Annotated in this window: 17 protein-coding genes; 5 read left to right on the forward strand and 12 right to left on the reverse strand. The window is 56.5% G+C overall.

Annotated features, from left to right (window positions below; all coding sequences use genetic code 11):
• Positions 1 to 10: 10 nt before the first annotated feature.
• Complete coding sequence (locus D467_RS0111395) at positions 11 to 1,309, forward strand: ATP-binding protein (RefSeq protein WP_018917654.1); 1,299 nt, start codon at positions 11 to 13, stop codon at positions 1,307 to 1,309.
• 12 nt (positions 1,310 to 1,321) lie between these two features.
• On the opposite strand, the gene D467_RS0111400 is transcribed toward D467_RS0111395, so the two are convergent.
• The 10 genes from D467_RS0111400 to D467_RS0111445 form a co-directional block, all read right to left on the reverse strand.
• Positions 1,322 to 2,470, reverse strand: a complete 1,149-nt coding sequence (locus tag D467_RS0111400) for a glycosyltransferase (protein WP_018917655.1) — start codon at positions 2,468 to 2,470, stop codon at positions 1,322 to 1,324.
• A 193-nt stretch (positions 2,471 to 2,663) separates the two neighbouring features.
• Entirely contained in the window at positions 2,664 to 3,443 is a 780-nt protein-coding gene (locus tag D467_RS0111405; RefSeq protein WP_018917656.1) for a sulfite exporter TauE/SafE family protein, read from the reverse strand.
• A 40-nt stretch (positions 3,444 to 3,483) separates the two neighbouring features.
• Positions 3,484 to 5,790: an ATP-dependent DNA helicase gene (locus D467_RS0111410; protein WP_018917657.1), complete on the reverse strand. Its 2,307-nt coding sequence runs from the start codon at positions 5,788 to 5,790 to the stop codon at positions 3,484 to 3,486.
• 11 nt (positions 5,791 to 5,801) lie between these two features.
• Positions 5,802 to 7,493, reverse strand: a complete 1,692-nt coding sequence (locus D467_RS0111415) for a VRR-NUC domain-containing protein (protein ID WP_018917658.1) — start codon at positions 7,491 to 7,493, stop codon at positions 5,802 to 5,804.
• Between the two features lie 51 nt (positions 7,494 to 7,544).
• Positions 7,545 to 7,919 carry a hypothetical protein gene (locus D467_RS0111420; RefSeq protein WP_018917659.1) on the reverse strand — a complete coding sequence of 125 codons (375 nt, stop codon included), beginning with the start codon at positions 7,917 to 7,919 and terminating at the stop codon, positions 7,545 to 7,547.
• Between the two features lie 56 nt (positions 7,920 to 7,975).
• Positions 7,976 to 9,019: a histone deacetylase family protein gene (locus D467_RS0111425; RefSeq protein ID WP_018917660.1), complete on the reverse strand. Its 1,044-nt coding sequence runs from the start codon at positions 9,017 to 9,019 to the stop codon at positions 7,976 to 7,978.
• Positions 9,020 to 9,094: 75 nt separating this feature from the next.
• Positions 9,095 to 9,376, reverse strand: coding sequence for a GIY-YIG nuclease family protein (locus tag D467_RS0111430; RefSeq protein WP_018917661.1), 282 nt, complete (start codon positions 9,374 to 9,376; stop codon positions 9,095 to 9,097).
• Positions 9,377 to 9,385: 9 nt separating this feature from the next.
• Positions 9,386 to 13,357, reverse strand: coding sequence for a bifunctional diguanylate cyclase/phosphodiesterase (locus D467_RS19930; RefSeq protein WP_018917662.1), 3,972 nt, complete (start codon positions 13,355 to 13,357; stop codon positions 9,386 to 9,388).
• Positions 13,358 to 13,394: 37 nt separating this feature from the next.
• Positions 13,395 to 14,384, reverse strand: a complete 990-nt coding sequence (locus tag D467_RS0111440) for a tripartite tricarboxylate transporter substrate binding protein (protein WP_018917663.1) — start codon at positions 14,382 to 14,384, stop codon at positions 13,395 to 13,397.
• Positions 14,385 to 14,421: 37 nt separating this feature from the next.
• A complete protein-coding gene (locus tag D467_RS0111445; protein WP_026285736.1) occupies positions 14,422 to 14,901 on the reverse strand; it encodes a YchJ family protein in 480 nt (159 codons plus the stop codon).
• 186 nt (positions 14,902 to 15,087) lie between these two features.
• On the opposite strand from D467_RS0111445, the gene D467_RS0111450 reads away from it, so the two are divergent.
• Positions 15,088 to 15,399: a hypothetical protein gene (locus D467_RS0111450; RefSeq protein ID WP_018917665.1), complete on the forward strand. Its 312-nt coding sequence runs from the start codon at positions 15,088 to 15,090 to the stop codon at positions 15,397 to 15,399.
• 115 nt (positions 15,400 to 15,514) lie between these two features.
• Here the strand turns inward: D467_RS0111450 and D467_RS0111455 are convergent, their stop codons facing one another.
• Positions 15,515 to 16,867, reverse strand: coding sequence for a hypothetical protein (locus tag D467_RS0111455; protein WP_018917666.1), 1,353 nt, complete (start codon positions 16,865 to 16,867; stop codon positions 15,515 to 15,517).
• Between the two features lie 264 nt (positions 16,868 to 17,131).
• Positions 17,132 to 18,298: an acetylornithine deacetylase gene (gene argE / locus D467_RS0111460; RefSeq protein ID WP_018917667.1), complete on the reverse strand. Its 1,167-nt coding sequence runs from the start codon at positions 18,296 to 18,298 to the stop codon at positions 17,132 to 17,134.
• A gap of 200 nt (positions 18,299 to 18,498) precedes the next feature.
• On the opposite strand from argE, the gene ugpB reads away from it, so the two are divergent.
• From ugpB to ugpE, 3 genes are all read left to right on the forward strand, one after another.
• Positions 18,499 to 19,827, forward strand: a complete 1,329-nt coding sequence (gene ugpB / locus D467_RS0111465) for a sn-glycerol-3-phosphate ABC transporter substrate-binding protein UgpB (protein ID WP_018917668.1) — start codon at positions 18,499 to 18,501, stop codon at positions 19,825 to 19,827.
• Between the two features lie 160 nt (positions 19,828 to 19,987).
• Positions 19,988 to 20,872, forward strand: a complete 885-nt coding sequence (ugpA, locus tag D467_RS0111470) for a sn-glycerol-3-phosphate ABC transporter permease UgpA (protein WP_018917669.1) — start codon at positions 19,988 to 19,990, stop codon at positions 20,870 to 20,872.
• An 18-nt stretch (positions 20,873 to 20,890) separates the two neighbouring features.
• The gene (gene ugpE, locus D467_RS0111475) at positions 20,891 to 21,739 is read left to right on the forward strand and encodes a sn-glycerol-3-phosphate ABC transporter permease UgpE (RefSeq protein WP_018917670.1); all 849 of its coding nucleotides are present in this window, start codon (positions 20,891 to 20,893) and stop codon (positions 21,737 to 21,739) included.
• Position 21,740: the final 1 nt, after the last annotated feature.

Here is a 21,740-nt window from a genome sequence, read left to right on the forward strand (position 1 = left end):
TTGAATGCCCATGCCTAGAATACTGATTCGCCTGTTTCTCATTTTGCTGGTCAGCTACGCGGCCGCGTCCTATGCCGCGCCCTATCTGGTCATTCATTTATTCAAGCATCGGCTCGAAAGCTATGGCATTGAGCAGTATCAAGGGATCCTTTATCTGCTCGAAGATCGACTCGCGGGCCTGACGCCAGAAGAGCGTAGCGTACAGATGCCCGAACTCGCGGCCAAGTTTTCGGCAGAGCAGCTTCACATGCTGCCCATCGATCAGGCTGATACCGATGAACGGGAACGCCACCGGCTCATGCAGGGCAAACCGATTGCCTATCTGGATAGCGATGGACTGCCCGAAAAGGTACGTCTTTATATTGGCGATGACCAAGTGCTCGAAATCTCTACTGATCCACTGCCGCTGGATATCGCCCTCATATACTGGCTCACGAACCTGCTGATCGGTGCTGTTTTGATGGCCGGGGTGTTTCTCTGGTGGCGCCCTCACTGGCAGGATCTTGAACGTCTAAAAGCAACCGCCCACCGGCTGGGCCAGGGGCACCTTGATGCCCGCACCCAGATACCCGTTCATTCGAACCTGGGAGAATTGGCCTTTGTATTCGATGGTATGGCCGATGAGCTTGAAGGACTGCTGGCAAGGCAGCGTGATTTGATCAATGCCGTATCCCACGAGCTGCGCACGCCTCTCTCCCGGCTCGAATTTGGCCTGGCACTCATCTCAGAACCCCCCATGACCGCCAGCGCGGAAAAACGCATCGAAGAGATGAAGGCCCACGTCAGTGAACTCAATGCGCTAGTGCTGGAGCTTCTCTCTTATACGCGTCTGCAGTCGCCACGCCAGGTGCTGGAAAAGACCACGCTGCCCGTAGAAGAGTATCTGGACAGTGTCCTTGGCGCCTTTGCCGAAGCGCTTGAAGAGCGCAACATCAGGCTCGATATACGTGTGGAGGCTACCTCGCTAGTCACCCTGGAGCCTCGCTTGACCGCCAGAGCGCTACAGAACCTGGTGAGTAACGCCATGCGCTACTGCCAGCAGCAGATTCTGGTTACCGCCACCCATACCAGTGGCATGCTGCATATCCGCGTGGAAGACGATGGTATCGGCATTCCTGATGAAGAAAAAACCAATATCTTTACGCCCTTCTATCGGCTCGATAGAAGCCGCGACCGGGCAACGGGCGGCTTCGGGCTGGGGCTAGCGATCAGTCGTGAAGCCATTACGGCCCAAGAAGGCAGTCTGACCCTTGAAGATGCCTCGCTCGGCGGCGCGGGCTTTCATATCAGGCTGCCCCAGCCCGTGTGAATGCCCGGCGTTTTATCCGCTGCACGATTGAGCGCTACGCCGGGTGGACGAGGGCAGCAGTGCAGACGCCGCCCAGAGCCGGTCGACGCACTCTTCAAGCCACCTGGCCGCGTGCTGGGCGGCGTCTGCGCTGTAAAGCTCGCTCAGCGCGCTGATATCCAGCCCCCGGGCTTGTTCCAGCACGGCCTGCCAGCCAGCAAAATCGCCGGGCCAAACGGCCATGTTGACCGCTGCACCCAGCTCCGCCAGCCGCTCGGCCTTGCGGGTCTGCTCGCCGAAGTAGCGCCACTCGGGCGCTACGATATAGGGGCGCTTCAGCATGGCGATTTCATGCACGGTATTGTCACCGGCAGACGCCAGTACGATATCGCTGGCGGCGAGATAATCCACCACGTTATCCACCCAACCGGCGTTGACCAGATTGGCAAAATCGGTCTCGTGGCCTTCCAGATGCAGCGGGCCGATGGTCACGAACAGCGTGTTGGGTGCTGCGCGGGCGGCGACGGTCAGCGGCGCGTAGGGCGTGCCCGAACCACCGCCACCGGTGAGTACCAGCACGATTTCTCGATCCGGGTCGAGCCCCAGGCGGCGGCGCGCCTCAGCCTGCTCCGGCATTTCGGCAGCCGTGGTGCACAGCCCGCCGGTGTAGAACGTCTTCTGGCGTAGATGCTCGGGGTAATCTTCCTGCTCCAGGCGCTCGTCAAAGGGGGCCAGCATGCCCACGCACGCTTCATAGGCGCCCAGGTGCCCGGGGTCATTGCGGTCGCCGTGCATGCGGATCTTGACCGCCGGGACGCTGGCGATACGCGAGAGCAGGGCAAGCTCTGCGGAGACATCGATCACGAACAGCCCGGTGTCGGTATCGTCAAGATGATCGAGAATGCATCGCATGGTCTGGCGCATCTCGACCACGCCCATGGGCACACAGTGCATGACGGAAGGCGTGGGCTGATCGAACAGTGCCTGGGTAGGTACATCCGCGCCGATCATGTCGGGCAGCGTAATCAACTCGATCTCGCGCTCGAAACCGTCGAACAGCGACGGGTCCGCGGTCATCACGCTGACCGGGCGGTCGGGCGAAAACTGGCGAATGATGGCCATGGTGCGCCGCGCATGGCCGCGCCCCTGATGATGAACAAAAAAGCTGATGGGTTTCTTCATGGCGTACACACTCCCTTGTGTTAATCGGCGCCGAACCTGCTCAGCCGCCGTGGCCGCCTCCGTGGCCTGATGGTTCACGTCGATCTGCGGTTGCTTTACAACGTCTCTTAAACGGCACTATCGCTTAGACGTTAAGCATAGTCGGCACCTGCCAAAATGCTTGGCAGCCGTCCCACCAGACGGCGCTCGTGCTTCAAGACGGTGAAAAAACCAGCCCGATAATGCTGACAAAGATCAGCACCGCGCCCAACACCCGGAAAAACACCGCCGTATCGGCTTTGACGATATAGCGGTGTGCTCGCTCGCCCAGCAGATGACCGGCAAGCGCACAGGGCAATAGCCACAGCTGGTGAATCAACTGTAGGTCCACGCCGGCAAACAGAAACGAGATCATCTTGATCACGACCAGAATAAACCACAGCACAAACATGGTATCGCGCAGCTGTTCCTTGACGACATGCGAGGCAAACACGGCCACGATCAGCGGGGCGCCGATCAGGGACGTACCGCTGACATAACCACCCAGCGCCAGCAGCACATAGTCGACATACTTGTTGTTGCTCTTGAAGGGCTTATTGAGCACATAGCCGATGGCGTAGACCAGCACGATGCCGAAAATAATGCCGGTCATGATATTGGCAGGCAGCGTTAACAGCCCCACTACCCCAATCAGCTTGGGGATGATCATGACTTTCAGAGCTTTGCGTAAATAGCCCCAATCGATATTGCTCTCAACAGAAGCGTTGCCGTTCTCCCGCTTTAATTGGCGGTTGCCCTGCCAGGCAATCCAGCTGGAGAAGATCAGTAGGTGAACGGCGATAATCGGCAGGAAAAGCAGCGGGTCATTAACAACCAGTAATAGGAAAGGCAACGCCAGCACCGCGCCGCCAAACCCCAGGCTGGTTCTGACAAAACCGCTCCAGGCAAAGATCAAACCGATCAACGCATACTGGTACCACAACAAATCCGCCATTCACTTGCTTCCCTGGTTATCACGCTGGTTATCAAAGACTTTATTGCCTGCCTATCGCCCACCAGCTGGGTAACAGCGCCTGCACGCTGGTGTGGGCAAAACGATCATCCATTAATACCACAACCCCTTCATCAGAAGGGCTGCGGATTACCCGCCCGGCGGCCTGTACCACCTTGATCATCCCGGGAATACGGTAGGTGTAGTCATCACCTTTGCCAAACCGTGCCATCAGGCGCGCTTTAAGCGCTTCGTTGAAAGCATTAAACGGCGGCAGCCCAAGCGTTGCGATAAACGCTCCAATCAGCCGGTCGCCGGGCAGGTCCACCCCTTCAGCAAAGGCGCCACCCAATACCGCAAAACCGATGCCACGGCCGCCTGGCGTAAAACGCTGCAAGAATGCTTCGCGCTCGGCCTCGCGCATGCCCGGCGTTTGGGCAAACACGGGGACGTCAGGGTGCTGTTGGCAGAACCGCTTAAGCGCGGCTTCGAGGTAGGTAAAGCTACTGAAAAACGCCAGATAATGGCCCGGCGCCTGCTCATATTGCTGGGCCATTTCGGCTACCATTGGCGCAAGCGACGCCTCCCGGTCGCGAAAGCGGGTCGAAATATCCCGGCGAATGCGCACTTCAAGCTGGCGGGCTACAAAAGGTGAGCAAACCTCACGCCACACCGTGTTTATCGGCAGACCCAGCAGATCGCGGTAGTAGTGGGCCGGTGTCAAGGTGGCTGAGAACAGCACGGCGCTATGTGCGGCCTTGAAGCGCGGCGCTAAAAAGTCCGCCGGTATCAGATTACGCAGGCCGATTAGCGCCTTTCCTCGGCCTTTTAGTGTGAGATCACACAGCGAGTGATCGCCGAAATTCTCCGCCAGGCGGCAAAACGCTAACGCCTCAAACAGTAGCTCCTGGAGTTCAAAAGAGGCATCTTCCGGATGCTCGCCCAAGTGGTTGGTGATCGAGGCGGCAGCGTTCTGAAGGGCGCCCACCAGCTTATCGGGCAGCGTCTCAAGCAGGTGATAGTCTGCCCGTCCCGTATCATCCGGCTTACTGTCAGCAACGTCTTTCACCACCGCCTGCCACTGCCGGCCAAGGCTTGCCAGTGAGCGGCCAAGGGCTTTCGGGGCGCTGCGTTTTACGCGGTTGAAGCGCTGCTGATCAAGCTCGGCGCTGTACATGCCGCGCGCCCGCTCCACCAGGTTATGCGCTTCATCCACTAGAAGCCCCACCCGCCAATCATCGGCCTGGGCCAGGCCATGGAGCAGCGCGTGACGATCAAACCAGTGGTTAACGTCGCCCACGATGACATCCGCCCAGCGGGCCAATTCCTGGCCCAGGTAATACGGGCAGACGCTGTGGGCAAGTGCCACCTTACGCAGCGCGTCGCGGTCCCACCAGCTTTCAGCTACGGCGGCCTGGCGCGCAGCGGGTAGCCGGTCATAAAAGCCCGCGGCCAGTGGGCAGGCCTCGCCATGGCAGGCGGTTCCCGGGTACTCGCAGGCTTTCTCCCGTGCGATCAGTTCAAGTACGCGGGGCGCCTTGCCGCATGGGTTGTCATCCGCTTCGGCCTGGAGGCGCAACTGCGCCAGGGCATCCAGCGCCAAACGCCGCCCCGGGGTTTTCATGGTCAGAAAGGCAATGCGGTCAAGGCGCTGGCGCGGCATGGCGGTGAGCATGGGAAACAGCGTGGCCAGCGTCTTGCCGATCCCGGTAGGCGCCTGAGCCAGCAGGCAGCGACCGGTGCTGGCGGTCTTGTAAACATCTTCGGCCAACTCACGCTGGCCGGGACGAAACGTAGTATGGGGAAATTGCAGGTTGTTTAACGCTGCATCACGCGCCAGGCGGTGTTCGGATTCCTGCTCGGCCCAGGCAATAAAGCGCTCGCACTGGGTGGAAAAAAAAGCCTCAAGCTCATCTGCCCACGCTTTCTGGCTGATCAGGGTCTCTTTTTCGGTGGCGATATCCAGATACACCAGCGTCAGCGTGATTTCATCAAGCGCGCGCGCTTTGCATAGCAGAGCGCCGTAGATCTTCACCTGCGCCCAGTGCAACGCGCGCTGGTTGTCGGCCATGCGCTCAAGGTTACCGCGGTAGGTTTTGACCTCTTCCAGACGGTTTTCGGCAGGCGCATACCCATCGGCGCGCCCGGTGACGGTCAAGCTTTTATAGGTACCGGAAAGCGGCATTTCGGCAATGTAGTCATCGCCTCGTCGGCTAGCGACCAGGGTATGCCCGGCAATACCTTCCTGGGCGCTGGGCGAAGGGGTAAAGCGGTGGTCCAGATCACCTTCCCGGGCGGTGAAGTCACACAGCGCACGGACGGCAATCCGGTACTCTGCGACGCTACTCATCGCGTACCTGGTCATAACGCCGTTGGCGAGCCTGCCAGCCACTGCACGTAACACACCGCGACCGGAATATTATGCTGATGAAAAAACGCCAGCCAGCGGCGCTGGTTATCCTGAAGCCGGTCACCGGGGCCTTTTACCTCGATAAGCCGATAGCGGGGTTCGTTGGGTGGCGCATTGGGAAAAAACTGAACCAGGTCCGGCAAGCCCGCGCGGTTGGCTTTCAGATCCTTTAAAAAGCGTTCAAAACAGGCGCGTAGATGCGCCGCCGGTAAGCACTCAAGGGCCAGCGCCAGCAGTGTTTCATCAAGCAGCGGCCAGTGCACGAAAGGCGATGCCAAGCCGTACTTGGCCTGCCATGTGTCGCGAATCACCTGCTGATAGTGTCCGCTCTCCAGGTGCGCCAGACACTCGTCGAAAAGCTCACGCCGGCGGGTGACGAAGTCGTCGCGGTAAAGATCCGCCGGGCCGTTGTGAAACGGGTGAAAGAACGCGCCGGGCAGCGGGGCAAAGATCGCTGGCCAGCAGAGCAACCCGAAAAGCCCGGTCAGCAGCGTGTTTTCACTGTAGTAAACAGGGGCGTCAGGCGTCGCGAAATGCAACGCAACGCCGCGCTCTACCGGCTGCGGGCCGGGTAGCACGAGATCCCAGCGTATACAGGCGGGTTCAGCCGCGGCGGGTTCAATAGTCATTTTCAGCTTGCGGCGCAGGCGCGGAACCAGCCGGGCGAGTGCCTGGGCTTCAGTTTCGTTAGGCGCATTGCCGTGGGCACTCATCGCCAGCTCGAACGCCTCGTGATAGCGTCCCAGGCGCTCCAGCACACGCAGCTGGCGAACGCGCGCCTCGCTGCTGGCCGCCTCGGCGTAGCAGGCAAGTGCCTGCTCTGCCTGGCCGCTTCGCTCAGCTTCGCGGCCCAGGTTCAGTAAAAGTCGAGCCCGCCGGGTGGCAAGCCAGGCGTTGTTCGCTGCGGGCGGTACTTCCAGGCTTAACGATTCGACCGCCTCGCCTTCCTCAAGCCGTGTTCGCAGGTGATGCAGGACGAGATAGGCATCTACTTCGTCACGCCGGTGAAAGGCGCGTGACGCGTGGGTAAAGGCCACCTTTTCAAAGCACTGCAAGCCAAGCTCGGTCAGTACAAACTCGGCCCAATCCTGGCGCAGGTTGCCAAAGAACATCAGCCGTAGCCGGTCGCACACCGCCATGATCTCAAGACGCACGATCGCGTCAGGCGCCGCCGGCCACCACGTGGCAAGCGGCTTCACCTCGGCAAGTTGGGCACTCAAGGAAGTCTTGATCACTGCCTTGCCAGCTGAGGCGCCAAGCCCGGCGGCGCGGATAGGCCCTGCCAGCGCCTGGCGCAACTCGGCAAGGCGTAACTGCGTGAATAGCTCTTCCCCACTGAGTGCCGGGGCGTCAGTTACCCAGCCAAGCGCTACCAGCGGGGCAAGTGCCGTAGCGGTATCGCCTATTTCGGCGTAGTTGAGCTTGGATACTCGAAATAGCTCGCCCTTGCGCATCACCATGCGCACAAGCAGCGCTTGCGAGGCACGGGGTAGTGTCGCAAAGCGGTTCAGAAAGGTAAGTTCATCCGGCGCCAGCAGATCAGTATGGCGTTCGCCCACCCAGGCCAATACGAAGCGAAAATTGGTCAGGTAGTAGAAGGGATCATCAAGCGAGGCGGTAACAACGGCGGGAGCACTGTTCATCCATCCATTGTATCAGCGTATAACCACACGCCACCAGCTTTCCAGCGGTGGCTAGCCCACGCGGTGCTGCATCAATACTTCAAGTGCTTGATCCGCCTGCTTTTGCGAAGCGTCTACCGGTTCCGCCGATGTAGTCGTGCGGCTTCTGGCGCTGGCTTTCGGCCCACCACCTACCAACACGTACCATTCGGCCTCGGTCAGGTAGCGCTGACACCAGCGGCCCAGGCCATCGGCCACCACTTCCCGGCTTTGCTCGCCACCGCGAAAGCCGTGGGCCAGGTAAAGCAGGTCCTGGCGAGCGGTGCGCGCACGCGCATTGCCGCCGTGCACCTTGGAAAGCGGGCAGCGCCGGTCGTAGGCCGCGTTGGTCAAGGCGTAAAGCCAACGCTCCAATTCATGTGCCTGAATACCGCCGTAAACTGCCACGCCTGCGCTCCCTGCCCGTTAATGGGGCATTAGCCTGCCCGAATTAACGGCGGCTGTCACCATTCTCGCGAGCTTTCCCGCGTAAACCCCTGCAACACATTGACTACGTTGACACCTATTTCATCAACCGCATAGCCCCCTTCCATTAAAAAGATCGTGGGCAGGCCAGCTTCTGCCAAACGTTGGCCCAGGGCAATAAAGTCTTCGCTCTTGAAAGTGAACGCGCTGATCGGGTCACCTTCAAAAATATCCACGCCTAGCGAGACAATCAAAAGCTCACACTCATGCGTTTTAATGGCCGCTAGCGCCTGCTCCAAACGCTGCATCCACTCGGCTACGCTGGTGCCCGGCGCCATGGGATAGTTAAGATTGAAGCCCTCCCCCTCGCCTGCCCCCGTTTCGTCGGCGTAGCCCAGGTAGTAGGGAAAGGTTACGTCAGGGTCGCCGTGCAGTGAGGCAAACAGCACATCGTTGCGTGAGTAGAAAATTTGCTGCGTACCGTTACCGTGATGAAAATCCACATCCAGCACTGCCACGCGGCGCTTGCCGGCATTCAGCGCGTGCTGGGCCGCTACGGCCGCATTATTAAAAAAGCAGTAACCGCCAAACTGATCAAAAGCGGCGTGATGCCCTGGCGGCCGACACAGCGCAAAGCTGGGCTCCTGGGTTTCAAGCGTATGCGATATGGCGCCTAACGCGGCATCCTTGCTTCCCATGGCAGCATCAAAAGTGCCTTCAGAAATCGAGGTTTCCGCCGCCAGGGCATAATAGCCCAGCTGTCCGCTAATCGAGCGGGGAATGTGATCGCCGCGCATGGACCGGGCAGGCCAGATATTGGGTATCGCTTCCCCCTGATGACCGGCAGCCTGCCACGCTTGCCAGCAGGTTTCCAGAAAGCTTACGTAGCCCGCATCGTGAACGGCGCGTACCGGCTCAAGGCCATAGGCATCGGGGTTACGCACTTCAAAGCCAGCCTGACGAATATGCTTAAGCACCAGATCAATACGCTCGGGGCATTCGAAGGGGCTGACAAGCGCCCCGTCATGAAGCTCCGTACGCGCCTGGCGCAAACGACTATCTTCAGAGAAAAACGTAAGCATGCTGGCTCCTGAATCAGTGGTGACGAACCGTCTAAAGGCGGGCTGGAATCGCTCAAAGCCGCCTCTGGGTTTATGTTAATCCACTTCTAGCGGATGCGGCCAACACATTGCCCAGCGGCGTTTTTGAATGGGGGTCTGCTGCTTCAACCGATACTCCGCCCGGCTGGCCGCCGCTCTATCTTCAAACGGCTGGGCGCCAAGCAATGCCGTTGGTGGATTAGCGCGGGTATAACGTGCTCCTTTGCCCGTGCAGTGGGCCTGGTAGCGCTTGGCAATATTATTGGTGATGCCCACATAAGTACCCCGCTGGCACTCCAATAAATAGACGTACCAGGGGCTCGTTGAGGATAACGACATCCCTGCTCCTTAACGGGATAGATTGATAATAAACGCTTCAAGCGCCTCTATTGGCATCGGCTTGGCCAATACGTAGCCCTGGAATATATCGCACTGATAGCTCAAAAGGCGCTGATACTGCTCTTCGGTTTCCACGCCTTCAGCCACCACTTTAAGCCCCAGGTGGTGCGCCATGGAGATAATCCCCTGCACAATCGCTGAATCATCTTCGCTATTGGTCAGCTCATGAATGAAACTGCGGTCAATTTTCACCGTACTGATGGGCAGATGCTTAAGATAACTCAGGCTTGAATAGCCCGTTCCAAAGTCATCAATAGAAACCCCTATGTGCATGCTACGCAGCGCATGCAGCGTATCGATCGCGCCTTCGGTGTTATCCATCAGGATGCCTTCGGTCAGCTCCAGGCTTAACTGTTCGGCAGGCAGGCCGGTGGTTAACAGGGTTTGACGCAGCGTGGCGAGAAAGCTTGAACGCTGAAACTGCAACGGCGAGAGGTTAACCGCGACGCGTATTTCACCCAACCCCTGCTTAGCCAATGACTGCATATCCAGGCAGGCGCGCTGGAGTACCCATTCGCTGATTGGAATAATCTGGCCAGTCGTTTCAGCCAAAGGAATAAAGCGAGCCGGAGAAATAAAGCCTTTTTCAGGGTGCTCCCAGCGCAGCAGCGCTTCAACGCCCTCAAGTTTGCCTTCCCGATCCAGCAACGGCTGATAGTGCAGTGAGAACTCTTCACGCTCAATGGCTTCTTGAAGATCGTTCCGCAATACCATGCGCTCGCTGACCGTATCGGTAAACGCGTGCATATACCATTCGTAAGCGTTACGCCCCTGCTGTTTGGCCTTGTACATCGCCATATCAGCTTGCTGAATCAGCGTTTGCGGCTGGAGCGTATCCTCCTGGCTAATAGCAATACCGATACTCGCGGTCAGATAAAGCTCATGCGGCTCAATACGATAAGGACGCGCCAACATCGGCAACAGCCGCTCAACCAAGTCGACGACTTCAGATTCATAGTCGATCAACGTTTGTAAAATAACGAACTCATCACCGCCCATTCGGGCAACGGTATCATCGGGTCCCACTGCGCTGGAAAGTCGCCGGGCAACCTCAACGAGTACCTGATCGCCCACCGCATGCCCCAGGTTGTCGTTAATCGGTTTGAAGTCATCCAAATCCACAAACAGTACGGCCAGTCGCTTTTTATGTTGGCGCAGAAGCGAGAACTGTTTAAACAACGTCTCTTCAAAAAGCATCCGGTTGGGCAGACGGGTCAAATCGTCGTGGGAGGCGTGATAGGCCAGCCGCGCTTCGTAGGCTTTATGTTTGGAAATATCATGCTGCACGCCGACAAAGTGCGTTACGCGACCATCCTGATCGCGCACCGGCGCAATATATAGATCGTTCCAGAATGGCGTGCCATCCTTACGGTAGTTGCATATCGTCACATTGACTTCACGGTGCTCTTCAATACAGCTATGAATATGCTGAATAACCTCAGGCTCGCTTCCCACCCCCTGAAGGAAACGGCAGTTCTTGCCGATGATTTCTTCCTGGCTATACCCCGTCATCACAGTAAACGCATTGTTGGCATAAATGATGGGCAAATCAGGCTGTTCGGCGTCGGCGATTAAAATGCCATTGACGCTGGCCTCCACGCTGCGTTCTAGCGTCCGCAGCCGAGACTCCTGTTCACGCGCGGCGGTCACTTCCTGGGCAATCGCGTGTACGCCTTTGACAGTATTATTCACCATCATGGGCAGGTGGATAATATCCAGTAAATGGAGATGGCCCGCGCGATCCTTGAGCGTCAATTCATAGCGGTTTATCCCGCCCTGCATGGCCGTTTCAATGTAGGCCTCAACCCGCACACTATCCTGCGCATCAATAAAGAAGGTGAACGGCTTACCCAGTATTTCCTCAACCGAATAGCCGGTTAATGAGGCACAGGTAGCATTAGCCGTGACAAAACAGCCGTTCGCATCCAGGGTAAATACTGCATCAGGGTGATGGGTAAACAACGAGCGGTAACGCTGTTCGCTCTCCTCCAGAGAGCGCCGCACCTGGAAACGCTCAACGGCCAGCGCCATCAGGCCAGCGGCTTTATCGATTTGCGCCGTATCGGCACCGCTTGGCGTACTGGGTTGTGGATAATAAACCGCAATAGTGCCCGTTAGCTGGCCATCTCCACCGTACACGGGACTCGACCAGCAAGATGCCAGCCCCGCTTTTTTGGCAACGCCATGATAGCCACGCCAGCGCTCGTCCTCGGCAATATTGGCGCATATAACGGTTCTTCCCTGGTAGGCCGCGCTACCACATGCGCCGTTATTAGCGCTGATCAAAATGCGCTGTATCGCGCTGCGGTACGCCGCGGGCAGTCGGTCACCCGCGGCGAATTCCAGATGGGTGCCCGCCTCATTAACCAGCATGACCGAACACATCGCCTGGGGCAGTTCGCGCTCAAGCATTCGGCATAGGCTTTCCAACGTTTCCTTTAGCGGCTGTTCCTGGGCGATCATGCGCTGAATTGCCTGTTGGTCTTCCAGCGACTGCCGCGTCTGGGCAAGCTCGCGGGCACGCGAAACGCTGACACTCACGACGCCAAGGCTGAATGCCAGCAAACCGCTAAGCAGCAGACTGCCTAACGCCACCGCAAACGACAGCAGGTTTAGCTGATGCCAGTTGTACTGGCTCCCAGGATAGGCATAAAGCTCCATGTTTATGCCGCCGGGCAAGCCGATATAACGAGATGCCAGCGCAAGCTCAGGCGTTTCCATGCGGTCGGCGGAGAAGCCTGCGGGGTGTAGTTTCATCAGTGATGTGGCATCACGATTGACCCTAACCTGGAAAGGTCCGACTTCCAGGCGCAGCTCGTTTTCCAGGAGGGTAGCAAGATCAAAGCTTGCAAACAGGTAATGGCCGTTGGCGACAATGGGAATAACAAACATGGCCTCATGGGGTCGGCTGGTGTCTGCCATTAATAGCCGTGGACGCTCCAGAGGAATCTGCATCCAGGCACGCGTATATTCCTCGTCCAGCTGCTGACGTAACCATTGCTCCATTTCAGCCGTTCGGCCTACTCCCCAGCTCCAGGTAAGCGCTTGCTGATCCACCAGCGCAATGGCGCTAATACTCGGCGTATCACGCAGATAATTTTGCGCATCGCTTTCCAGCAGGTCCAAATCCCAGCGCGGCCCCATCGCATTTAAGCGTTCGGCCATACGCTGCATCAGGCGCAAGCGATCCTGGGTTGCCCGCTCAATATTGAGCTGAACGTTATCCAATAGATAGGCAGCCTGCTGTTGCAGCGAGGCTTGTTGATAGCTATTCAGCAGAAGCCAGATAAAACAACTTATCGTAACGCCCCACAGCGAGGCAGCGACAGTCACCCGCCCGGGGTTTAAGCGTTGCGCCTTGCCGCGTAAACCGGCAGCCAGCATGGCGGTGCCTAAAAAGCATGTAAACACCAGCGCCGTCATGGGCGAGGATGCAAACAGCGGAGAAGCATCGTTTAGCCCAAGCCATAATTTTCCCACCACAAACAGGCCAAGCCCCCATAGGCTCAGCCCACCAGCCACCCATAACCAGCGCCGCCAGGAGGTGGTAAGCCCCAGCCCAAAGCACACCCCGACCAAGAGAAGAAAGATCGCTGACAAGCTGGTAATACGCGGCCCAGCGCTTAGCCATGAGTCGCCACTACCGCCTTCTAGACTGTTATGTATTAAGGTATAAATGATGATTAACAGCAGTGCGAAAGCGCTGACGACCCGGGCTTTCGTCCAGCCTTGTAGCGACGCCAGTAGCGCAATGCCGACCAAAAGAGTGATCAACGCTCCGTCGGGCACCAACGTGGCAAAAAATGGTCGCGTAGGTATGCTGATGCCCACCACCACCCCAACCGCTCCCATACAAATCAGGGTTGCTGATATCATCAGCAAAAGGGTTTCCAGCGCTAAATGGCGTGTGTTAATCGGCATATCTTTGCGCCTCTTCGGGCATTAATGTTCACGACGCTTACCGTTCGAAGTGTACTCGCTCTATGAGCGGTACCAGCTCATGAAATTGCTCATCTAAATAACCACCATAAGTACCAAGCGTCCGGTAATCGATTAATGAGCCATACTCATGCGTAATTCGGTAGCGCAATGGTGCACTAGCAAGTGCATACGCTAACGCATCGGCTAAAGTAGCAAGCGTTTGTGGCGGCGTGCCCACGGGTGCAAAGATGCCTCGGTCGGTGGTATGCACCAGATCGATTCCCTGCTCACGAAGCGTTAAGACGTCAGGTAGCCCAGGCAGCCGTTCGCTTCCCGCCACGGCCAATGGCACCAAGGCACCCGAGGCAAAAAGAGCGCCCGCCGAAGGCAGATTAAGCATGGCAAAATCAATTTCCTGAGCCAATAAGGCTTCTACCTGAGAGGGGGTATCAGGAAAACGAACCAGCTGTATATCTGAAAGAGAGATATCGTTCTTGTCAAAAAACTCCAGCCAGAAAAGATGATCGGTGGAGTTAGTGATGGCGCCGAACATGAGGGGTTTTGAAGAAGCATTGATTAACGCTTCAATATCGCTAGCTTGTTGGGCCGCATGCCCTGCATAGGTAGCGGGAATATTCACCGTGCGAACCAGCAACGACACGGGTGCAAAATCAGCATGAGAAAATGACGCTAGCCCTGCCAGGTACGAAAGGTCGATCGTTTGATGACTACCGAGCAGCGTATAACCATCGGGCGCGGCATCTTTGACATACTGCGCGCCACGCATAGCGCCCTGGCCGGGCATATTAACCACAAGAACAGGCTGGCCTAGATAGGTTTGCGCCGTTTCAAAGATATCCCGAAACAGCACATCGGACGCCCCTCCCAGACCAAAGGGAATCACTAACGTAATTTCGCGCTGCGGGTAGTGTTCGTCGGCAACGGCCCCCGCCATGATCAGTAGAAAAATGCCTAACAGGCTAGTTTTAAAGCAATAACGCACTACTTCCCTGCAACTATACGCCATGCTCCCATCCCCTTATTTTTTTTTAGTTAACGCATAGCTACTCTTTGCAACATAGCTTTAATTTTCGGCCGCTACCACAAAAGCAGGGATCATTACGGCGCGGCTTGAGACGCATCACGTCCGGCGTACCGTCCACGTACCACCAGCGATCCTGTTCAAACACAAAGCGTGAATTCTCCTCCAACCTATGCCAGCGGGCGCGCTCTTTGAAATATGCGCGAAAGTGCACATAACCAATATTGGCTTGGGGAAGCGCATCTTGAACAGTAGGCATTGCATTAATAATTGATAAACCTTTCCACTGTGTATGCAAGTCGGGCGCAAGTTCAGCAGGTCGAGTACTTACATGCCAGGTGGCTAACAGGTAATCACATAGATTGAGCGCAAAGGCACTATAGCGGGAGCGCATCAACGCTTCTGGGGTTGGGGCGGGTTCTCCACCGTGATAACGACCGCAGCATGCATCAGTCGATAGTCCTGTACCACAAGGGCAACTTTTTTCGGTTAGAGAAATCATAGAAAGGCTCATCTATCACGTTTACTTAAGCCTAACCGATAATACTTAAAGCCGTCCTATACATAGACTCGGTTTTCGTTCGATATTGGCCCTATGTTAAGCGTATAGTGGCTAAGCAAGATTTTTTTGACCGACGGAGTACGAAACACGATCCCAATATTCTTTCCAAAGACAGCGGAGGTTCTCATGAAGGTTTATAAACCGGAATGGCAGTGCACGTTTAGCGTAAACGAAGGCGCAGAAGAATCAGCTAACTGGAAAGAGCGAGTCGCTTGGCGACTTCGCGCAGTGGCCGACCGTTTAGACGGTGTCGGTCGGACGCTTAAGATCGATTGCAATGTGACCCCTCAGGTAAGCCGAGAAGAAGTGGATACCTGTCTAGGTAAAGGGTTTGAAGTGACCCAGCAGTTATTGACCCAGCTGGCGCATCAGCAGGCCTGCGAAGATGTCATGCGCAACGCCAAGGCCGATCTGTTTGAAGAGCACTCCTCTACGTGAGCAAGCACTTCTCATCTAAGTAGATTAAAAAACTAAGTAGATTAGAAAACACCCGCCCTCACCTTGAACTGCACCCCGAAAGTTGGATACCCAACCTTCGGGGTGTTTTTTGGCGTTACTGCTTCTCGAACTGCTCAGCTTCAAGCGCGACCCGCTCGATAATGCCGGTGAACAACGCTCTTTGCGATACCATTTCCGTATTAGCTTCGCTGAGTACCACGTCCAGCGTTTTCTCTTCGACGGGTTCGCGCATATCCTTGAGTGTCAACAGATTGCCCGTGCCCATGAAGGTGCTGATGGGAAGGTCAAACACCAGCAGCTCTGCTTGGTGCTCAAGAGGAAAAGTCGATGCGATGGAGATGTCGGAACTGGCGATACTTTTGATGATATCGTCCGCCGTGACCGCTACATAACTATCCAATTGCTGCTGCACATTATTATGGTATTCACGCATCCGGTTGCGTTCGAAGGACTTTTTCGCCCAATCGCTGTCCGCATTTTCGATCCGTTGCTGGATGCTAGCCACCCGGCGCTCCGTCATGCCAAGCTCGCGCTCAAGCTGGCGGTGATTGCCGTGTCGGTTTTCAGCGCGAATCAGGTCTTCTGTGCGCTTCTCCCTTGCCTCCTGGAGCTGTTGATTAAGCGTTTCTGTCTCGCCCTGAGTGCGGTAAGGGCGTCCGCGCAGTTCGGTAAGCTCCCGGTACTCATCAAAAAAGGCGGCATACTGCTCGTTGATGGGGGCAGGGTGAAGCACTTCATTCGGTAGCCAGAGTTGATAGCAAGTATCCTCCTCTTCGAGGCGATCCACTGTAACGGCATCATCGGCAGAGGGGCAGCTTTCGGTGCGCGTCCTCCCGCCATAGGAAAATACCCGGCTGCGTTCGGGGTCAAGCGTTCTCACCGCCAGGTCGTTTTCCAAAATATAATTGTTCCAGCCTTCAACAACCGTTCGCGCCATTTCGGCCTGACGCTCTACCGTCTCGTCGATACGCGCTTGCAATGTCGCTATTTTTTGATCAGCGGGCGCAAGTGCCTCGTCAAAAGCCGCTTTGGTTTCTTCAAGCTGGGCTAGCGTGCTCTGCTCGGCGTCGAGTTCCGCTTTCAGCGGCGCCGTATCTTCATCAAGATTTGCACGCCAAGCAGCGTCCCCGTTATCGCGCTGTTCCTGGAATGCTTCAGTCGCTTCCCAGATCTGTTCAGCATCATCGGGAAATTCCACGTCTGGCAGTTGATCACCAGGCGATGCCAACCACTCGGTCAGCGCGCTTTTAAACTGCTGTAGCTCGATGGATTCGTTAATCGCTGCCTCATCGAAGTAGTACACTCGACCCGGGCGGCTCTGATCGAAAATAGAGGTATCGACTTCGCCCACGACAGAAATTTCCGCCTGATCCGGATAGTCGCTTCCACAGCCTGCCAGCAACAGCGCTGCGGCAATACATGCCCATTTATTAAATCCCCCGCTCACCTCTACCTCCTTAATTAACAAAGCTTATCGGCAACATAATTCCGAACTACTTTATAGTATCCTAATTATACTGGGCATGACGCAACACTTTCTCGTTACGTCGAGACTTGAGCGCTCGATACTATCGACGCCAAGGTTGGCGTGATTCAGATCGCTGCCGTCCTTTATTGCCATGCTTTAATTGAAAAAGGGCTTTTAGGCAGGGTATGAAAGCTCCCCCTCCTTAGCTGCCAGGAAGTAGAGCTTTCATATATTCATATTATGCTAGGTAAAAGGCACTTCCAGCGCGCGGCCCATCTTGGTCATGAAGCCCAAACACGCCTCAAGCTCACTTTTATCAATGTACTCGTCCGGCTGGTGCGCCTGGGCAATGCTGCCCGGTCCCAGAATAATCGTTTGTAATCCCTGCCCCTGAAACTGTCCCGCCTCGGTTGCATAGGCCACTGCGTGGTCGCAGCAAGCGCCGGGCAAATGATCCTTGGCTAAACGCAACACGTCTGCGTTATCACGGTTAGCAAGCCCTGGAACGGTGAGCGCCAGTGGTTCGGTCACTATTTCAACATGCTTGCCCCTGGCCTGCAGCTCGGCGCTCAGCGCTTCGCAATAGGCTTCAAAACGCGCAAACACTTCTCCGAACGTTTCGGTGGGTAAATGGCGAATTTCCCAGTCGAACTGGCACTCTCGCGCCATGATATTGATGGCCGTGCCGCCGTTAATTTTACCCACATGTAAACTGGTATGCGGTACGTTGAACGCTTCATCGACACGCCCTTCATCCACCAGAACCGTCATGGTGTCTTCGATAAAGGTGACCAGACGTGCCGCCACATGAATCGCCGAGGTGCCCTGATTGACCTGACTGCTATGCGCCTCACGCCCGATGACCGTCGTGCGCAGGTTAGTGGCACCTTTTTGGGCGACCACCGGCTGCATGCTGGTCGGCTCACCGACAATCACATGCGCGGTAGTGGAGTAATGCTCATAGAAGCGCTTGATCAGTGCAGGCGCGCCCACACAGCCAATCTCCTCGTCATACGAAAAGCCGAAATAAACAGGCTGTTTTAGCGGTGCCTTCACCCAGGCAGGCACCATGGCCAATGCACAGGCGATAAAGCCCTTCATATCGCAGGTGCCGCGGCCATAAAGCCTGCCGTCTTCGCCATCGTGAAGGCTAAACGGGTCGGTCGACCAGGGCTGACCCGCGACCGGCACCACGTCGGTATGGCCTGAAAGCATCACGCCGCCTGGGGCATCGGGGCCTACACGGGCAATCAGGTTCGCCTTGGTGCCACAGGGGCTCATTACCCGCTCAGAGGCGATGCCATACTCTTCAAGATAGCCTTCGACAAATTCGATCAGCGCGAGGTTGGAACCACGGGAGGTGGTATCGAAAGAGACCAGTTTGGTTAATAGCGCTATTGCGTCACTCATAGAATTCTCGTTGGTTATGCAATTCGCCTAACCCTATCACCGGCTTCCTCTTACGCCTACTGCCAAAGTTGAACGTGGTCACACTCATTTAACTTAGCGGTCATCAAAATGTCATCTACACTGACTACTGTTCAGTGCATCCAAAAACCTTAACAAACGCACTGTGCCACTTGGCGATGCCAAGGCGACAAGGAGCTCTTATGTCTCGTTTTATGTTACGCGCGTTATCTGCCGGTATTGCGGCGGCCACTCTGAGTGTGACCGCCCACGCCGCTACCGAGATCAGCTGGTGGCACTCCATGGGTGGCGAGCTGGGCGAACGCTTGAGCGCCCTTGCCGAAGACTTCAATGCCACCCAGGATGAGTATCGCGTCACGCCCTCCTACCGGGGCGAATACGAACAGACCATGGTTAACACCATTGCCGCCTTCCGCGCAGGCGAGCAGCCTCACATCGTACAAATTTACGAAGTAGGCACCGGCACCATGATGGCCGCCCAAGGCGCTATCTACCCCGTTTATGAGCTGATGGAAGAGCACGGCAACACTTTTGACCCGGCTGATTATCTACCCGTGGTGACCGGTTACTACACCGACACCAACGGCAACATGCTCTCCATGCCGTTCAACTCGTCAACGCCGATTCTTTACTACAACAAGGACGTCTTCGAAGCCGCTGGCCTCGACCCTGAAACGCCGCCGACCACTTGGCAAGAAATGGGTGAGATGGGCCAGCAGATTGTCGATGAAGGCGCGGCCTCTTGTGGCTTCACCATGGCCTACGCGGCCAACTGGGTGGGCCTTGAGAACTTCTCAGCGCTGCACAATCAGTCCATCGGCACTAAAGAAAACGGCTTCGGCGGTCTGGATACCGAGTTTGCCTTTAACGGCGACGTACAGGCGCGTTTCTGGGATCAGTTGAAAGAGTGGTCTGATAGCGGCGTCTACAGCTACGCAGGCCCAGCAAACGGCCCGGACGCGGCACCTTCGTTCTATTCCAGCGACTGCGCGATGTACATGAACTCGTCCGCGTCACGCGCCGACGTGTTGGCTAACTCCGACTTCGACGTGGGCTTTGGCATGCTGCCTGTTTATGACGACGTAGATGGCGCACCGCAGAACTCGATCATCGGTGGCGCGACTCTGTGGGTGCTTTCAGGCCACGAAGACGACGAGTACACCGGCGTTGCTGAATTCCTTGAGTACCTCTCATTGCCCGAAGTTCAGGCCGAGTGGCACCAGGGCACCGGCTACCTGCCGATTACCACCGCCGCTTATGAGCTGAGCCAGGAGCAGGGTTACTACGATGAGAACCCAGGCGCGGATATCGCTATCGAGCAGATCAACTTAAACGAGCCGACGGAAAACTCCAAAGGCCTGCGTTTTGGCAACTATCCTCAAGTACGCATGATTCTGGACGAAGAGTTCCAGGCCGTACTGGCTGGCACCAAGGACGGTCAGCAAGCGCTGGATGACGCGGCACGCCGCGGCAATCAGATCCTGCGCGACTTCGAGGCTGCCAATAACTAAGCGCTTCTCGCTATTTGTAAACAAACCCCGGCTTATAGCCGGGGTTTGTTATAGGAGCCATCCCATACGCCCTGATCACCGGGGCCTATGGGATGGCTTACTTTCAGACAGTTGATTGCCGTAATCAGCCGTCCCCAGCGCCCGTAACACAGGATGTGCCATGCAGACCAAACGTTCCACCTATCAAAATCGGTGGCTCCCTTTCTTACTCTTAGCGCCGCAGTTGGCGATTACACTGGTATTTTTTATCTGGCCGGCAAGCCAGGCAGTTAAATCCAGTTTCGAGCGCACCGATGCGTTCGGCTTTAAAACAACGTTTGTCGGCCTGGAGAACTATGCACGTATCCTGGCCGATCCCAGCTACCTGAATGCGCTGGGGCGCACCGCGATTTTTTCCGTCTCGGTGACGGTACTTTCCATGAGCCTGGCGCTGTTGCTGGCCGTTTGCGTTAACCGTGTGCTGCGTAGCGCCAAGTTCTACACCACGCTTCTGGTATGGCCCTACGCGGTTGCTCCGGTGGTAGCGGGTGTGCTGTGGTGGTTTTTATTCAATCCCACCATCGGCCTTCTGCCGCATCTGCTCGACTGGTTCGGTATCAGTTGGAATCACCGCGTTTCGGGCACCCAGGCAATGATTTTGATCACCATTGCCGCCGCCTGGAAGCAGATCTCCTATAACTTCCTGTTTTTCCTGGCAGGGCTTCAATCTGTACCGCAGTCACTCATGGAGGCTGCGGCTATTGATGGCGCGGGCCCCTTCAAGCGCTTCTGGACCATCGTGCTCCCGCTGCTATCGCCCACCACCTTCTTTTTGCTGATCATCAACATCAACTACGTGATGTTCGATACCTTCGGGGTGATTGATGCCACTACCGCTGGTGGGCCAGGCCAAGCCACCATGACGCTGGTCTACAAGGTCTACACCGACGGCGTCGCGGGGTTGAACATCGGATCCTCTTCGGCTCAATCAGTCATGCTGATGGGCATCGTGATTATCCTGACGTTTATCCAGTTCCGGTACGTGGAACGCCGGGTCAACTACTAGTGCGTTAAGGAAATAAACATGGTTGAAAGAAGACCTTTTCTTAATATTCTCACCCACCTGGTGCTGATTGCCGGCGTGCTGATCGTGGCGTTTCCGGTGTACGTGGCGTTTATCGCCTCGACCCACGAGCCCAGCGCCTTCGTGCGCGGCGTGCTGCCGCTGCTTCCCGGCGACAACATGTTTGCATCCTACCGGCAGATGCTTAGCTCCGGCTGGCAGGTGGGCGGCACGCCGCCGGTCTGGCTGATGCTGGGTAACTCGCTGATCATGGCGCTGACGATTGCGATCGGCAAAATCGCCATTTCGATTATCTCCGCCTTTGCGATTGTCTATTTCCGCTTCCCGTTTCGCATGCTGGCGTTCTGGATCATCTTCATCACCCTGATGCTGCCGGTCGAAGTTCGCATCATTCCCACCTACGCGGTCGTTGCCAACCTGGGCATGCTGAACTCCTATGCGGGGCTAACGCTTCCGCTGATTGCCTCGGCCACCGCGACCTTTCTGTTCCGGCAGTTCTTCATGACCGTGCCGGAAGAGTTGATGGAAGCCAGCCGGGTGGATGGCGCCGGGCCGATGAAGTTCTTCAAGGACATATTGCTGCCGGTATCGATTACCAATATCGCCGCCCTTTTCGTGATCATGTTTATTTACGGCTGGGTGCAGTACCTGTGGCCGCTGCTGGTCACCACTGATGAAGACTTCTACACCATCGTGCTGGGTATCAAGCGCCTGATGGCCTCGTCCGACCGAGTTCCCGCCTGGAACCTCATCATGGCGACCGTCACGCTTGCCATGCTGCCGCCGGTATTAGTAGTGCTGTTTATGCAAAAACTGTTCGTGAAAGGCCTGACCGAGACGGAGAAATAAG

The sequence above is a fragment of the Vreelandella zhanjiangensis DSM 21076 genome (genome assembly GCF_000377665.1).
GTDB classification, from domain to species: Bacteria; Pseudomonadota; Gammaproteobacteria; order Pseudomonadales; family Halomonadaceae; genus Vreelandella; species Vreelandella zhanjiangensis.

What these genes read in the sequence shown, in the direction of transcription:
- D467_RS0111415 (WP_018917658.1), bottom strand. Translation starts at nt 7,493, where the DNA reads ATGAACAGTGCTCCCGCCGTTGTTACCGCCTCGCTTGATGATCCCTTC.
- ugpE (WP_018917670.1), top strand. Translation starts at nt 20,891, where the DNA reads ATGGTTGAAAGAAGACCTTTTCTTAATATTCTCACCCACCTGGTGCTG.
- D467_RS0111450 (WP_018917665.1), top strand. Translation starts at nt 15,088, where the DNA reads ATGAAGGTTTATAAACCGGAATGGCAGTGCACGTTTAGCGTAAACGAA.
- D467_RS19930 (WP_018917662.1), bottom strand. Translation starts at nt 13,357, where the DNA reads ATGCCGATTAACACACGCCATTTAGCGCTGGAAACCCTTTTGCTGATG.
- argE (WP_018917667.1), bottom strand. Translation starts at nt 18,298, where the DNA reads ATGAGTGACGCAATAGCGCTATTAACCAAACTGGTCTCTTTCGATACC.
- D467_RS0111445 (WP_026285736.1), bottom strand. Translation starts at nt 14,901, where the DNA reads ATGATTTCTCTAACCGAAAAAAGTTGCCCTTGTGGTACAGGACTATCG.
- ugpA (WP_018917669.1), top strand. Translation starts at nt 19,988, where the DNA reads ATGCAGACCAAACGTTCCACCTATCAAAATCGGTGGCTCCCTTTCTTA.
- D467_RS0111425 (WP_018917660.1), bottom strand. Translation starts at nt 9,019, where the DNA reads ATGCTTACGTTTTTCTCTGAAGATAGTCGTTTGCGCCAGGCGCGTACG.
- ugpB (WP_018917668.1), top strand. Translation starts at nt 18,499, where the DNA reads ATGTCTCGTTTTATGTTACGCGCGTTATCTGCCGGTATTGCGGCGGCC.
- D467_RS0111400 (WP_018917655.1), bottom strand. Translation starts at nt 2,470, where the DNA reads ATGAAGAAACCCATCAGCTTTTTTGTTCATCATCAGGGGCGCGGCCAT.
- D467_RS0111395 (WP_018917654.1), top strand. Translation starts at nt 11, where the DNA reads ATGCCTAGAATACTGATTCGCCTGTTTCTCATTTTGCTGGTCAGCTAC.
- D467_RS0111440 (WP_018917663.1), bottom strand. Translation starts at nt 14,384, where the DNA reads ATGGCGTATAGTTGCAGGGAAGTAGTGCGTTATTGCTTTAAAACTAGC.
- D467_RS0111405 (WP_018917656.1), bottom strand. Translation starts at nt 3,443, where the DNA reads ATGGCGGATTTGTTGTGGTACCAGTATGCGTTGATCGGTTTGATCTTT.
- D467_RS0111410 (WP_018917657.1), bottom strand. Translation starts at nt 5,790, where the DNA reads ATGAGTAGCGTCGCAGAGTACCGGATTGCCGTCCGTGCGCTGTGTGAC.
- D467_RS0111430 (WP_018917661.1), bottom strand. Translation starts at nt 9,376, where the DNA reads ATGTCGTTATCCTCAACGAGCCCCTGGTACGTCTATTTATTGGAGTGC.